11 protein-coding genes are annotated in these 13,481 nt (G+C 70.3%); 6 read left to right on the forward strand and 5 right to left on the reverse strand.

The genetic code is table 11. The features are described 5' to 3' along the window. Positions 1-43: 43 nt before the first annotated feature. From AB0J95_RS38725 to AB0J95_RS38740, 4 genes are all read right to left on the reverse strand, one after another. Positions 44-1,024: an MsnO8 family LLM class oxidoreductase gene (locus AB0J95_RS38725; RefSeq protein ID WP_364769652.1), complete on the reverse strand. Its 981-nt coding sequence runs from the start codon at positions 1,022-1,024 to the stop codon at positions 44-46. Next, entirely contained in the window at positions 1,024-2,229 is a 1,206-nt protein-coding gene (locus tag AB0J95_RS38730) for an MFS transporter (RefSeq protein ID WP_364769654.1), read from the reverse strand. Before AB0J95_RS38730 ends, AB0J95_RS38725 begins: the two co-directional genes overlap by 1 nt. Beyond that, entirely contained in the window at positions 2,226-4,940 is a 2,715-nt protein-coding gene (gene lanKC, locus AB0J95_RS38735) for a class III lanthionine synthetase LanKC (protein WP_364769656.1), read from the reverse strand. Before lanKC ends, AB0J95_RS38730 begins: the two co-directional genes overlap by 4 nt. An 89-nt stretch (positions 4,941-5,029) precedes the next feature. Continuing rightward, the gene (locus AB0J95_RS38740) at positions 5,030-5,215 is read right to left on the reverse strand and encodes a hypothetical protein (RefSeq protein WP_364769658.1); all 186 of its coding nucleotides are present in this window, start codon (positions 5,213-5,215) and stop codon (positions 5,030-5,032) included. A gap of 236 nt (positions 5,216-5,451) precedes the next feature. Between AB0J95_RS38740 and AB0J95_RS38745 the strand changes: the two genes are divergently transcribed. Genes AB0J95_RS38745 through AB0J95_RS38770 form a run of 6 tightly spaced genes read left to right on the forward strand, consistent with a single transcriptional unit; the run spans position 5,452 to position 11,698 of the window. After that, the gene (locus AB0J95_RS38745; protein ID WP_364769660.1) at positions 5,452-6,573 is read left to right on the forward strand and encodes a radical SAM protein; all 1,122 of its coding nucleotides are present in this window, start codon (positions 5,452-5,454) and stop codon (positions 6,571-6,573) included. Further along, entirely contained in the window at positions 6,570-7,229 is a 660-nt protein-coding gene (locus AB0J95_RS38750; protein WP_364769662.1) for an iron-containing redox enzyme family protein, read from the forward strand. The genes AB0J95_RS38745 and AB0J95_RS38750 overlap by 4 nt, the downstream gene beginning before the upstream one ends. Then, on the forward strand, positions 7,213-7,416 hold the full coding sequence (locus AB0J95_RS38755; RefSeq protein ID WP_364769664.1) for an aroma-sacti cluster domain-containing protein: 204 nt from the start codon (positions 7,213-7,215) through the stop codon (positions 7,414-7,416). Before AB0J95_RS38750 ends, AB0J95_RS38755 begins: the two co-directional genes overlap by 17 nt. A 12-nt stretch (positions 7,417-7,428) precedes the next feature. Beyond that, positions 7,429-10,305 carry an adenylate/guanylate cyclase domain-containing protein gene (locus tag AB0J95_RS38760; RefSeq protein WP_364769666.1) on the forward strand — a complete coding sequence of 959 codons (2,877 nt, stop codon included), beginning with the start codon at positions 7,429-7,431 and terminating at the stop codon, positions 10,303-10,305. Continuing rightward, a complete protein-coding gene (locus AB0J95_RS38765) occupies positions 10,302-11,120 on the forward strand; it encodes a S8 family serine peptidase (RefSeq protein WP_364769668.1) in 819 nt (272 codons plus the stop codon). Before AB0J95_RS38760 ends, AB0J95_RS38765 begins: the two co-directional genes overlap by 4 nt. Continuing rightward, complete coding sequence (locus AB0J95_RS38770) at positions 11,117-11,698, forward strand: GAF domain-containing protein (protein WP_364769670.1); 582 nt, start codon at positions 11,117-11,119, stop codon at positions 11,696-11,698. Before AB0J95_RS38765 ends, AB0J95_RS38770 begins: the two co-directional genes overlap by 4 nt. Here AB0J95_RS38770 and AB0J95_RS38775 read toward each other — a convergent pair. Continuing rightward, positions 11,667-13,451, reverse strand: a complete 1,785-nt coding sequence (locus AB0J95_RS38775; protein WP_364769672.1) for a BTAD domain-containing putative transcriptional regulator — start codon at positions 13,449-13,451, stop codon at positions 11,667-11,669. The genes AB0J95_RS38770 and AB0J95_RS38775 overlap by 32 nt on opposite strands. Positions 13,452-13,481 lie beyond the last annotated feature (30 nt).

A 13,481-nucleotide genomic window follows, 5' to 3' on the forward strand; every position in this document is an offset into this window, starting at 1 on the left:
GTGGGACACGGGGGCGGTGAACGTGGGACACGCGAGTTTGGGGTCAGGTTGGGTGGGTGGTGGTGGCGAGGCGGGATTGGGCGAGGAGTCGGAGGGTGGTGGCGCGGGCGGGGCCGGTGCGGTTGTAGGGGACGAGCATGATCTCGTCGGCGGTGAGGCTGTCGGCGAGGTGGTGGATCGCTGTGAGGGTGGTGGTGGGGTCGCCGTGGATGAGGTGGGAGTCGGCGAGGGCCTGGGCGGCGAGGTAGCGCTGGCGGGGTTCGGTGGCGGTGGGGTCGTGCCGCTGGATTTCGGCGAGGGCGATGGCCATGGCTTGGCGTGCGGCCAGTTCGTCGGTCTCCGCGCACAGGATGTTGGCCGAGGCGATCAGGTAGGGGTGTTCACCCCGGAACTCCCTGCGGTACACGTCGATCGCGGCCGGGCGGGCCTTGCCGCGGCCGAGATGGTGGCCGTAGACGAACGGCAGCCCACGCTCCGCGGCGATGCGAGCACCGTTCTCGCTGGCACCCAACACGAACAAGCCGGGCGGGGTCGGGATCCTGGGCGACATCTCAAGAGTCTCGAACCGGTGTCCAGCAGGCCAGGAGTGGTGCAGGAACCCGATCACCTCGTCAATGAGATGCGGGAACTCAGCCATCGCCTGAGGATGACGGTGCAGCGCCCGATGCAGCACGCTGCTCGCCGTATTGCCGCCCGCAGACCTACCCACGCCGAGGTCCACCCGACCGTCGTGCAACGCCTGCAAGGTCGTGAACTGCTCGGCAACAACGAGCGGCGAGTGGTTGGGCAGCATGACCCCGCCGGACCCGATCCGCAAAGTCCTTGTGCGGCCAGCGATGTAGGCCAACAACACCGCCGGGGAACTGCCCGCGGTGTTGGGCGCCGCATGGTGCTCGGCCACCCAGAACCGGTGGTAGCCGTACTCCTCCGCCGTCCGCGCCACCGCCACGACGTCACGCAGCGCCTGCGAAGCCGAGCCGTCCGGGCCGATCACCGCGAGGTCCAGCACCGACAGTTCCAGCATCACGGTCTCCCTTCGTGAATCGGCAGCGTGGCCGCGAGCACGGCCAGGGCGCCGAGGGCGATCGCGAACACCCCCGCGGTCGCGCCGAACGTCAGCTGAGTCAGCAACAGGCCCGCTGCCAACGGCCCCAACGGTTGCAGGATCTGCGCGACGAACCCGCCCGCGGCGGTCACCCGGCCGTAGATCTCCTCCGGTACGACCTTGGCCATCATCGTCATGATCACCGCGCCGATCACCGGAGTGAGCAAGCACATCGCCGAAAACGCGGCCACGAAAGGGATCACGCCGCCACCGGACCATGCCACGACGAGCAACGCGGAGCTGATCACCGGTCCGGCCGCGAGCAACACCCGCAACGACAGCCACCGGGTCGCATACGGTACGAGCAGCGACCCGACCAGCCCCGCCACCGCGGCCGAGCTCATCGCCACCCCCACCGCGGCCGGTTCGCTGGCCACACCGAGGATCAACGCGTAGCTCAGCGCCGAGAACGTGAAGTTCAGCAACGCGAACAACACCGAGGACATGCGCAGGAAACGGTCCTTGACCAGGTACCGCCACCCAGCGAGAACCTGAGGCAGAAACCGCTCGCGCGCAGCAACAACAGCCGGAGCCGGAGACCGGGACAACATCGCCACACACAAAGCGGACAACCCGAAGGTGACCGCGTCGACCGCGAAAGGAACCGACGGCGACAAGGCGAGCAGGAACCCGGCCGCCGCCGGAGCCGCGATACTCGACGCGTACATCCGCGCCTGGTTGACCGACACCGCGTGCCCGAGCTGGTCGACCGGCACGATCCGACGGACCACCTTGTTCTGGCTCGGCCGGAACACCTCCAGCGCGACCCCGGACACGATCACCGTGCCGATCGCGAGCGTCAACGGCAGTGACCCCGCGGCCACAACGAAAGCCACCACAGCGGCCGCGACCAGCCTGGCGATATCACAAGCCAGCATGAGACCACGCTGGTCGTAGCGATCCGCCAGGTAGCCCGCGGGCACTCGCGCCACCAGCCCCACCACCAGGACCACCGTGCCGACCAGTCCCGCGGCAGACGGTTCGTACCCGGCCGCGAACAACACGAGAGGCAAGGCCAGGCCCGTCATCGCCGAACCGAAGTCCGACAACGCCTGCCCGATCCACAGCAACCGGAACTCCCGGTTGCGGCGCAGCGGAACCGTCTGCTCGGCGGTCTGGGTCATCGGTTGTCCGGCAGCAGATCGTCGAGGACGAAGTTCAGGTTCGTGCGGGCGCCCGGTGCGGTGCGCCGGAACCGGTCGAGGAACAGGGCGACACCGGCCGACCCGGTGGCGAGGTCCCCGCTCTCCCGCAACGTCTGTTCACCCGGGAAGACCAGGCCTTCGGGGCGTTCGGTGACGTTGCACAGCACCGTGGCGGCCATCCGTTCCGCCTCACCCAGCAGCTCCTCGTCGCCGAGGAACTCGTACGCGTCCAGCAGGGCATTGCCGATCCCGCTGGCGCCATGGAAAAGCTGTGGGAAGACAACGTACTTGCGGCGCACGTCCGGCAGCAGCTGGTCGATCCGGTCCCGCAGGTCGCCGGTGACCTGGTGGTAGCGCAGGGCCGTGGTCAGGATGCCCGCCGTGCCTTCGTCCCAGTAGTGCCGAAGAACCTCGGTCGGACTGTCCTCTGTGGCCATTACCGCCGGGAACGTGAGCAGGCCACTGCGGGTGTACTCGCCACAGGAAAGGTCGAACTCCAGCGCGGCACGGCCCAGTTCCAGAACAGCTGGATCCCCTGTCACAGCATGCGAAGCGAGCAGGAACATGGCCACCCCGGCAGCGCCATACCCGTAGCCGACCGGAACAGACCCGTCTGTGCTCGGCCAGTGCGCGCGATCGCCCTCTCGGACAGCGGTCTCGGCGAGGTGAGCGCCGATTTCGGTTGCCCGGTCGAGGAACTCGGGAAGCCCGGTGTCCTTCCACAGGCGCAGACAGGCCATGCCGTGCCCAGCGGCACCCGTCAGCACACCCGGATCGGCGAACAGCAACGGATGCCCCGCACTCCCCCGCAGCGTCGCGACGGCGAGATCCTGATGGCCCAAAATGGACTGTGCCCAAGCCACCCCGGCGGTGCCGTAGTAGAGACCGGGCGGCATGTCGGTGTGCGCGAGGGATCGCTGCAGCGCCCAGGCAAGCAGCGAACCTGGCACCTCGCCGCGGATGACGTGCAGCCCGTAGAGAGTGCCGTAAGCGCCGTGTGCCAACGAAAGCGGGTTCGTCTCGAACACCAGCAGATCCGCCGGGAACAGCGTGTCGTCGCGTCGAGGGTCCGCGGTGCCGATCAGGTAGTCCGCCACGCCGTCGAGGGTCGTCTCGATTCGCTTGTGCAGCCGTTGGCTCACCGCCGGATCCGGCATCATCGGCCCGGCCAGCGGCGGCGGGACGGACCACGCGCTGTGGAAGTCCAGGCTCTCCAGGCGTTCCCGCAGCCGCGCCGGGTCGGGCAGCGACGCGTTCTCGTCGTACAGGTCCTCGATCAGCGACACCAGCCCGGCCGGCAGGCCGAGGTCGGCGGACACCTCGGCGAACAGCTGCCGGGGGATGTGCTGGCCGACGACGTCGGCCTGGTGGCACATCAACACGCAGGACAGGATCACGCCGCCGAGCGCGTAGTAGTCGGTTCGGCGGTCGCCGCGGCGGCTGAGGAGCGCCCGCCGGGTCACCATGCCCGGCGTGCTCAGCCCGGCGCCGTCGTCGACACCCTCGTGGAACGCGGATTCGAGATCGATGATCCGGATGTCATCGTCGGGAGTCACGATAATGTTGGTCGGCGACAGGTCGCCGAGCACGATCCCGCGCTCGTGGCAGACCGCGATCGCCTCGGCGATCCGCACCCACAGCCGCTGGAACCGGGAGTAGTAGTCGGCGAGCCGGGCCGGGGTGGGGTCCAGGCCGTAGACCGGGTTCTCGGTGATGCTCAGCCGGCCGATCGGGGTGCCCTCGATGTACTCCTCGACGAGGAACGAGTGCTCCCACTGGCTGAAGAACGAGACCGGCCGGACGAACAGGCCGGTGTCGGCGAGCTCGGTCAGCAGGTCGTACTCGTGGCGCAACAGCTTGACGGCGTCCATTCTGGACGGTCCGACCTCGACGCCGGGGCGCGCCTCACGGAGCACCACGTCCGCGCCGGTCTCGTTGTCGATGCCGCGGTAGATCCCGCCGCGGTTGCTCATCAGCAGCGCGCTGTCCACCACGAACCGCCCGCCGGCCAGTGCCGTCTCTGTTTCCGGTTCGGCCGTCTCCGGCGTCTCACGTCCGAACGGGTCCACGGCCCAGTCCGGGACCGACCAGTAGGGATTGCGCATGTCCGGTACCTGCGAACCGTCCGGGGTGTTGATCAGCAGTTCGCGGACACCGCTGGACCGGAGCCGGAAGATGGTCCGGAAACCGCCGTACCGGTAGTACACGACTCGCGATCCGGGATAACGACGGTCAGACAACAGGTATGGGCCGTCAAACTCGCTCAGCGCATCGGTCAACGCCTTTCCGACGGCGTGGAACTCGTCGTCGCCCACCGGGTACACGGTGATGAACTTGCCGCTCGACCCCCGGGAGTAGGACTTCCCGTTCGCCTCGCCGACCGCGGCCGGGTCCATCAGGAACTTGAACCGGACACCCGCGTCGCGCAGGACCGGCAGCGCCGCCCGCAGGATCCGCGCCGCGCTCCACGAATTGGCCGACACGTGCAGTTTCCAGCCCTGGTCCGGCATCGGCGTGTCCGGCGGCTCGGCGATCATCCAGTAGCCCCGCCGCCACAACCGCCAGGTCGCTGGCATCGCCACGCGGTACTCCGCGAGCAGGTCGCCGCCCGGCGCGCGCTGGGTGAAGCCCTCGAACCACCGTGGATGGTGCGTCATGTAGGACAGCACCGTCTCCCATTCGACCTGCATGCTGTTCACTCCCGTCCAGTCATGGTTGCGGTGCGGTCCGGATGTGGCCTGGGGGGCCGGATGGCGCCCCCAGGCCACGGGTCACCGGCTCAGCCGCAGCTCAGGCCGTAGCAGGAGCTGCAGCTCATCGCGGGGTTGTTGTTGCCCATCCCCAGCTTCTTCTCCAGCCGCTGCAGCCCGAGGATCTGGTCCGCGCTGTGCGCCTGGACCTCGTCGTCGCCCTGCGTCTCAACCTCGTCGTCGGCGTTCTGCGCGGGGATGATCTCGTCGGACATGGGAAGGTCTCCCTCCGGTCGGTGTGCCGGGATTTCCCGGTCACGCAAGGAATCACGCTAGAAAGCGCGGTCAAAGGCCGGTATACGCCCGGTTAAAGCGTTGTCCCGCAAGGGAAATAGTCGGCTCCCCCGCCCGGCCGCCGCCCGCGCGACCGGTCTGACGAGCGGATATACCGAGCTACAACCGGATGCCAGGCGGGCGCTGAAGACTTTGCCGGGAGGCGAGGAGGTGGGCGATGCGGCTGGCCGGGATCATGGCACTGCGCCAGACCATCTGCGCGGGCGCACTCGTGACGCTGACCGAACGGTGCCCCCTGAACTGCGCGCACTGTTCTTCGTCCTCGGGACCGCGCGGGCGTGAGCTGGACAGCGCGTCGCTGCTGCGTTTCGCCGAGACGTTCACCCCAGCGTGCCGGCCGGACGTGCTGATGCTGACCGGCGGCGAACCCCTGCTGCGCCCGGACCTGGTCGCTGCGGTCGCGCGCACCGCTCGACTGGCTGGCGTCCGCACTGCGGCGCTGACCGGCGCTTTCTTCGCGCGGGGCGGCCGGTTTCCGGCCCCGATCTGGCAGGCCGCCCGGGAGCTGGACCACTTGTCCCTCAGCCTCGACGTGTTCCACGAGCGGATGGTCGCCCGCGCGGACGTGTTCCAGGTGTTGCGAACCCTGCTGCGGCACGGCATCGCGACCAGCCTGCACATCGCGGGCACCGGCCGCGACGATCCGTACCTCGCCGAGGTGACCGCCTCGGTTACGACCGCGTTCGGCGCGGATGTCCCGATGCTGGTCAGCGAGATCAAGCCGATCGGCCGGGCGGCGAACTGGGCCCGCGCGACCCCGATCGCGGACACCGCGGTTGCGCCGTGCGCGATGGCCGCGTGGCCGGTGATCGCCGTCGAAGGCGCCATCGTGGCCTGTTGCAACCAGGACGTGGTGGACGGCCGGGTCCGGCCCGAGCACCTGCGGCTGGGTGAGATCGCGACCACGACGTGGCCTGCCGTCGTCGACCGGGCGAACTCCTTGCCGCTGCTGCGAATGATCCGCACCGTGGGGCCGTCACACATCGCCGGTCGCGCGGGCGGTACGGGCTACTGCGGCACCTGCCACCGCTTGAGCGACCTGACCGCCGCGGCGGAATGGGCGGCTCGGGTGGGTGGGGGTCCGGCCGGGGAACTGTTGCAGGCCGCGGCCATCCGCCAAGGGCAAGTCGGTGGACCGCAGGCGCTGGTCCGCAGGCACGGCATCCCCCAGTACGCCCACCTGGTCGGCGACGCCACCGCAGTCGCCGAGGCCGGCGGGACCGGCGGAGTCGCCAAGATCGAGATCGGCGAGGTCGATCTGGTCGGCGGGCAAGGATGAGCGGCGATCTGCGAGCGGTGCTGGATCTCGTCGTCCCGGCGTTGCGGCGCAGTGCGGCCGCGTTGTGGCAACCGGCGGGCCTGCGGGAGCGCTATGGCCGGTACCTGATCCAGATGCACGCGGTCCTGCGCGCCTCGGTGCCGCTGATGCAGCTGGCGGCGCTGCGCTGCGACCGGCCCGACCCGGTGTGCACCCGGCTCGGTGAGTACTTTCCCCTGCACATCAAGGAAGAAGCGGGCCATGACGAGTGGTTGCTCGACGATATGGCCACGATGGGGCTCAACCGGGCCGAGCTGCCGTCGGTCCAGGTCGCCCGCCTGACCGGCCCCCAGTACTACTGGATCAACCACGTCCACCCGGTCGCGCTGCTGGGCTACATCGCCGTGCTGGAGGGGAACTCGCCCGCCCCCGAGCTGCCCGGCCTGCTCGCCGAGCGGACCGGTCTGCCGGACCGCGCCTTCCACACGTTGCGCCACCACGCGACCGCCGATCCCGGGCACAGCGAGGAGGTGCTCGCGCTGCTCGCCGAGCTGGACCTGTCCGCCGAGCAGCGCCGGGCGGTCCGGGTCAGCGCGTTGCACACCGCGGGCGCACTCATCGACCTGTTCGACGCCCTGGCCCGACCGGAGAGGACCTGCTGTGACGACAGAGGATGACGCGAACCTGCGCGCGCTGGCCGACGCGGGGTTTCCGACCGGTGGGTTCACCGAGGAGCAGCGCGCGGTGTTCAGCGGGCTGACCGCGACCGAGCTGGCGCTGATCCTGGACATCAAGCGGCGGCTGGACGCGGTCGAACCCGAGGTGCGGGCGCACTCCGTCGTCGCGGGCGCGGCACTGTTCTGACGCGGGGGAACGATGGAACAGCGCAAGTTGGTGACCGTGTTGTTCTGCGACCTGGTCGGGTCCACCGAACTGGCCGAGGTGCTGGAGCCCGAGACGCTGCGGTCGGTCGTCATGCGCTACTTCGACACCGCGCGCCGCCAGATCGAGGCGCACGGCGGCACGGTCGAGAAGTTCATCGGGGACGCGGTGATGGCCGTGTTCGGAGTGCCTGTCGTGCATGAGGACGACGCTCGCCGCGGGGCCGAGGCCGCCCTCGGCATGCTCAGCTCGCTCGCCGGGCTCAACGCCGACCTGGAAGACCTGTTCGGCTGCCGGTTGACCGTGCGGATCGGCGTCAACACCGGTGAAGTCGTTGCCACGTCGGCACAAGGCGCGAACGAGAACCTGGTGGCCGGGGACGTGGTCAACGTGGCCGCCCGGCTGCAGCAGAACGCCGAACCCGGCGAGATCCTGATCGGGGCCGCCACCCGGGCGCTGCTGGACAAAGCCGCCGAGGTCGAGGAAGCCGGCGTGATGGCGCTGAAGGGAAAGCGCGACCCGGTGCCCGCGTTCCGGTTGCGGGGCATCCGGCCGGACACGCCCGGTGCGCATCCGTGGCCCGGTTCGCCGTTCGTCGGCCGGGCCCACGAGCTGGACCTGTTGAGTGCGCGGTGGTCCAGCGTCCTGGCCGGGCACGGCCAGTGGGTGACGTTGTCCGGTGAGGCCGGGATCGGCAAGACCCGGCTGATCGAGGGATGGCTGTCCGCGCTGCCGGACGACGTGCTGGCCGGTTTCGGGCGGTGCCATCCGTACCGGGACCAGGCGAGCCTCGCTCCCCTGGCCCAGGCGCTGCGCCAGATCGTCGGCACGGCGAGCCGGCACGGGCTGGTCAGCGACCGGCTGCCCTACCGCGCGCTGCGGTCCGGTTTACTGCTGGACGGCACGCCGGGCCGGTCGGTGGACGGGACCTATGCCGCGGTCGCCGCCGTGCTGGCCGACCTATCCGCGGCCCGGCCGGTGGTGCTGGTCCTGGACGACGCCCAGTGGGCCGACCCGATGCTGCTCGACGGTGTGGGCAAGCTCCACGAATCGCTGCGGGCGGCCCGCGTCCTGCTGGTGTGCGCGGGCCGTGACTGTCCATTCCGGACGATCGAGCTGGGGCCCTTGTCAGCGCAGGAGTCGGCGCTGCTGGCGGCCGAGCTGGTCGAGCTGCAGCCGCATGGGCCTTCCGTGCTCGGCCGGGTGATCGAGCGCGCCGAGGGCAATCCGCTGTATCTCGAGCAACTGGTGGCCATGCTCGACGACGGCGCCGATCCGGAGCGGCTGCCCGTCACGGTGACCGCCGTGCTGGCCGCCCGCATCGACGCGCTGGATCCGCCCGGACGGCTGGTCCTGGACGCCGCCGCCGTGGTCGGCCGCCAGTTCGGCCTCCGCGATGTGGCAGCACTGGCCGGGACCGGCGGGCCGGCCGCGGTCGCGGAGCTGATGCGCCGGGGGCTGGTGGAACCGGTGGGTGACCAGGAGTACCGGTTCCGCAGCGGTTTGCTGCGTGACGCCGCCTACCAGGGCATCAGCAAACGGCGGCGAGCGGACTGGCACGAGCGGCTCGCAGAGCAGAGCACTGGCCTCGCGGTGACCGGCCACCACCTCGAACAGGCGTACCTGCACCGCCACGGGCTGGGAATGCGCGACGAGCACACCGGACAGCTGCGCGGCCAGGCGGCCCGCACTCTCGCCGAAGCCGGGCGGCTTGCACTGGCCCGTGCCGACCTGTCGTGGTCGGCGGACCTGAGCAGCCGCGCCCTCGAGCACTCCACAAAGGACGACTCCTGGTGGACGGCAGCGGCCCAGGTCCTCGGTGAGACCCTGCTGGCGACCGGCGCGGGTGGGCAACTGCTGCGCGAGGTGCTGGCGACCGCGGCCGAGCAGGGTGACGACCTCACCCACGCCCACGCGAGGCTTCAGCTGGCCGCGCTGGACGATCAGCCCGCCGGGCCACGGTGGATGCACGCCGCCCGCGCGGCCCGGGAAGTGCTGCCGGTGTTCGAGGCGAACGCCGACGAGCTGGGACTGGCTCGTGCGCACATCCGGCTGGCACAGCAACAGCAGATCCTCGGCTCTCACAGAGCCGCGGAACAGCTGCTGGCGCAGGCACTCAAGCACGCCATGGCTGCCAAAGCCGCCCCAGAGCACGCGATGACCCTCGGCGCGATCGGCATGTCCTTGTGGCACGGTCCGACTCCGGCCGAGGAAGCCGTCCGGTGCTGCCGTGAACTGCTCGCTGTCCACGGCGGCGATCACGACGTCGTGATCGTGACCCTCACCTATCCGCTCGCGAATTTGTTGGCACTGCAGGGCTTGGACGAAGCCGCGCAGGAGTGCCTCGCCGTCGCGGGCCGGTTTGCGGCTGAGCTGGGATACGCCGAAGCCGAAGTCGTCGGGCCGTTGTTCAGCGGTGGAGTGGAGGCGCTGGCCGGGCGGCTCGCGTCGGCGGAACGGCTGCTGGGCCGCGCGGTCGAGTTGTGCCGGGCGACCGGCGATCCCGGGCTGATCGCGACCGCGTCCCGCGAGCTGGCGAGAGTGCTGCTGCGCCAAGGAAAACGCCCCGGCGCCGACCTGCTCGTGCTCGCCGGCGGCGCCCCACCGGCAGAAGCCGCCGATCACTTCGGGATTCTCGCTCGGACCGACGGTGACACGAACCTGGCGCGACGAGCGGTGGCGCTCGCGGAGAGCACCGACTCGCCGATCATCCGGGCCACCGCGCAGCTGGATCTCGCCACGGTCAGCCTGGCCGCCGGTGACGGCACGGCCGCCGCCCAGGCCGCGGATCGTGCGGCCGAAGTGTTCCGCGACAAGGGACACGTGGTCGGCACCCGCGCGGCCGTCGAGCTCAGGAAGGCGGCCCGATGAACCTCAGCTGGGGTCTGCGTGACCAGGAGGCGGCCGACCTCGAGGTCGACGCGACCGCTCTCAACGAGGTGTCGCCCGAGTGGGCGTGGGGCGACTCGACCGGCGCGGGTGTTCGGGTGTGCGTTGTGGACAGCGGGATCGAGGGCGATCACCCGCTGGTCGGGCCGGTCACCAGTTCCCACGAAGTCGTCCAGGGCCCGAACGGACCCGAGGTGCGGGAGACCGAACCGGGCGACTCCTGCGGTCACGGCACCGCCTGCGCCGGGATCATCCGCGAGGTCGCCCCGGACTGCGAGCTGCACAGCGTCCGGGTGCTCGGCGAACGGTTCACCGGCAGCGGCGGTTTCCTGCTGGCCGGTCTGCGCTGGGCGGTCGAGCAAGGGTTCGACGTGATCAACATGAGCCTCTCGACAACGCACAACCGTTTCGCGCAGGAGCTGCACGAACTCGCCGACGAGGCCTACTTCCGGGGAACCGTGATCGTCGCATCGGCGCACAACACGCCCGTGGTCAGCTACCCCTGGCGGTTCTGCTCGGTGCTTTCCGTTGGCAGCCACCAGGAAGCCGATCCCGGGCTGTACCTGTACAACCCGGCCCCGCCGGTGGAGTTCTTCGCGAAGGGCCGGGATGTCGTGGTCGCGTGGCCCGGCGGCGGCACGGTCCGGACCACCGGCAACAGCTTCGCGACGCCACGGATCAGCGGCCTGTGCGCGCTGACCCTCGCCAAGCACCCCGGGCTGACCGTCTTCCAGGTGAAAACCGTGCTGTATCTGGCCGCGGCGAACGTCCGCACGGAGAAACGAGGTCTCACATGACGTTGGACATCTCGCCGGCGCCCAATGGCACGCGCGCACTGCTGCAGTCGGTCGTCGAGGTCGCCAAGGCGATCTTCGGCGCGGCGGCCAGCTCGGTGTTCCTGTTCGACGAACCCGCCGGTGAGCTGGTCTTCGAGGCGGTCTCCGGCGCGGGCGAGGACTTCCTGATCGGCACCAGGATGCCCGCCGGCCAAGGGATCGCGGGCTGGGTGCTCAGCTCCGGGCAGGCGATGATCGTCGACGACCTGACCGACAACCGCACCTTCGCGCGGGAGTTCGCGGAGTCCACCCGTTACGTGCCGCAGGCGCTGATGGCCGCGCCGCTGCTGTCCGGCGGCCAGGTCCTCGGCGTGCTGGAGGTGATCGACCCGACCGAGCAGTCCCGGTCCAGCCTCAGCGACCTGGACCTGCTGGCGCTGTTCGCCGGCCAGGCGGCGACCGCGCTGCGGGTGGCCAAGGGATGCCCGCACTGCCAAGGACCGCAGGACCTGCTCGCCCGGTTCGGCGCGGACGAGAGCGAGCTGGGCGCGCAGCTGGTGGACGTGTTCAAGGGCTTTCTGCGCAACCGGAATGGCTGACGTTCCCGTCCTCCTGGGCAGCCATTTCGTGGCAGTGCCAGTAGGTGAACACGGGCATGTCGTAGCTGGCGTAGCAAGCGGTGACCTCCGCTTCCGGGGCGGACAGCAGCCCGCACTCCAGCAACGATTCCAGCACAACGTAGTCCGATGTAGACAGACCGGTCATGGCGGCGAGGAGCTGGCCGTGGTCGAACGGCGGCGGTGGCAGGGCGGCGATACGCCGGTAGGCGGCGCGTTGCAGGCCGGACAGACTCCGGTAGGCCACATCGTGACGTTCGCGCAGTGTCAGTTCGCCGACCGCCAGCTCGTCGAGCACGCGCCTTGGATCGGCGAGCCGGTCGGCGAAGTCCGCCAGCGTGATGTGCCGCAGTGCGGCCAGTTTCGCTCCGGCGATCCGCAAAGCCAGCGGTGAACCGCCGCAGCTGTCCAGGATCCGCCGGACCGAGTCACGGTCGGCGAGGATCCGGCTGGACCCGATGACCCGGCCGAGCAGCTCCCGGCTCTCGGCGTCACCCAGCGGCCCCAACCGGACGCGCTGCACGGATTCCAGTCCACTCAACCGGCTGCGCCCGGCGACGATCACCGCGCTCGACCCGGCGCCGGGCAGCAGCGCCCGGACGATGTCCTCGTGGGTCGCGTTGTCCAGGATGACCAGCAGTCGTCGCCGGGTGATCCACGACCGCCACCGGGCCGCCGCCTGCGCGGTGCCGTCCAGACCGATCATGTCCATCAGTTCGGCGAAGACCTGAGCATCGGGCTTGGCGGTACCGTCCGTCGCGGCCAGATCGAGCAGCAGCTGACCGTCCGAATAGGACTCATACAGCAGGTGCCCGACGTGGATGGCGAATGCCGACGTGCCGCAGCCGTGGGCCACGATGATTCGGTGTCCTTTGTGGATGGTCAGGCTGGCCAGCACCTGGGCGGTCTCGGTGGTCCGGCCGATGAAGTCGGGGAGGTCGCGGGGAAGCTGGTTGCCGGGGACGTTCCGGTCCGGCCGGGTCGACGGCTGGGGTACGCCGGTGAGCAATCGCCGGTGCACCCGGGCGAGCGCCGGCCCCGGGTCGACGCCCAGCTCGTCGGCCAGCATCCGCCGGACGAACTCGTAGTGCGCCAAGGCCTCCGGCACCCGCCCGGCCGCCGCGAGCGCCTGGATCCAGGCCGCCCCAAGCCGTTCCCTGAGCACGTGCGGCCGGATGTGCGGGGCCAGCCGGGCCAGCACCGTCTGGTGGTCGCCCGACTCGACCGCCAGTTCGGCCCAGTCCTCCAACGTGGCCAGGAAAAGCTGCTGCCAGCGGCCCAGCTCCGGGGCCAGGCCGGGCTCGTCGCCGAACTCGGCCAGCGGCTCGCGCCACAGCGCGACAGCCTGCCCGTACACCACGGCGGCCGCCTCCGGGTCGCCGTCGCGCAACCGGTGACGACCCTGCCGGGCCAGGAACTCGAACCGGAGCAGGTCGCACTCGTCCGGCCCGGCGCACAACCGGTAGCCGCGGCCCGCGTAGTCCAGCCGCGCGCCGAACACCCGGCGCAGCTTCGACACGTAGACCTGCAGACTCTTCAACGCCGTACGCGGGGGGCGGCCCGCCCACAACGCGTCGATCAGCTCCTTGACCGGGACCACCGAGTTCGCCCGGCACAGCAAGTGGGCCAGCAGCAACCGCTGCTTGGGCCCGCCGACATCGGCGGGCACTCCGTCGAGCAGGACCGTGAACTCGCCGAACGTGCGGCTTTCGACCGCGCTGGGTAAGCCATGCACTTCGCCGTCCCTTCGTCCGGCCGAGTATCG

Origin of the sequence: Actinocrispum sp. NPDC049592 (assembly GCF_040675465.1) — a bacterium.
In the GTDB taxonomy this organism is placed as follows: Bacteria; Actinomycetota; Actinomycetes; order Mycobacteriales; family Pseudonocardiaceae; genus Kibdelosporangium.

Coding starts and splice junctions, on each gene's coding strand:
- lanKC (WP_364769656.1), bottom strand. CDS start 4,940: ATGCAGGTCGAATGGGAGACGGTGCTGTCCTACATGACGCACCATCCA.
- AB0J95_RS38770 (WP_364769670.1), top strand. CDS start 11,117: ATGACGTTGGACATCTCGCCGGCGCCCAATGGCACGCGCGCACTGCTG.
- AB0J95_RS38765 (WP_364769668.1), top strand. CDS start 10,302: ATGAACCTCAGCTGGGGTCTGCGTGACCAGGAGGCGGCCGACCTCGAG.
- AB0J95_RS38730 (WP_364769654.1), bottom strand. CDS start 2,229: ATGACCCAGACCGCCGAGCAGACGGTTCCGCTGCGCCGCAACCGGGAG.
- AB0J95_RS38750 (WP_364769662.1), top strand. CDS start 6,570: ATGAGCGGCGATCTGCGAGCGGTGCTGGATCTCGTCGTCCCGGCGTTG.
- AB0J95_RS38760 (WP_364769666.1), top strand. CDS start 7,429: ATGGAACAGCGCAAGTTGGTGACCGTGTTGTTCTGCGACCTGGTCGGG.
- AB0J95_RS38740 (WP_364769658.1), bottom strand. CDS start 5,215: ATGTCCGACGAGATCATCCCCGCGCAGAACGCCGACGACGAGGTTGAG.
- AB0J95_RS38725 (WP_364769652.1), bottom strand. CDS start 1,024: ATGCTGGAACTGTCGGTGCTGGACCTCGCGGTGATCGGCCCGGACGGC.
- AB0J95_RS38745 (WP_364769660.1), top strand. CDS start 5,452: ATGCGGCTGGCCGGGATCATGGCACTGCGCCAGACCATCTGCGCGGGC.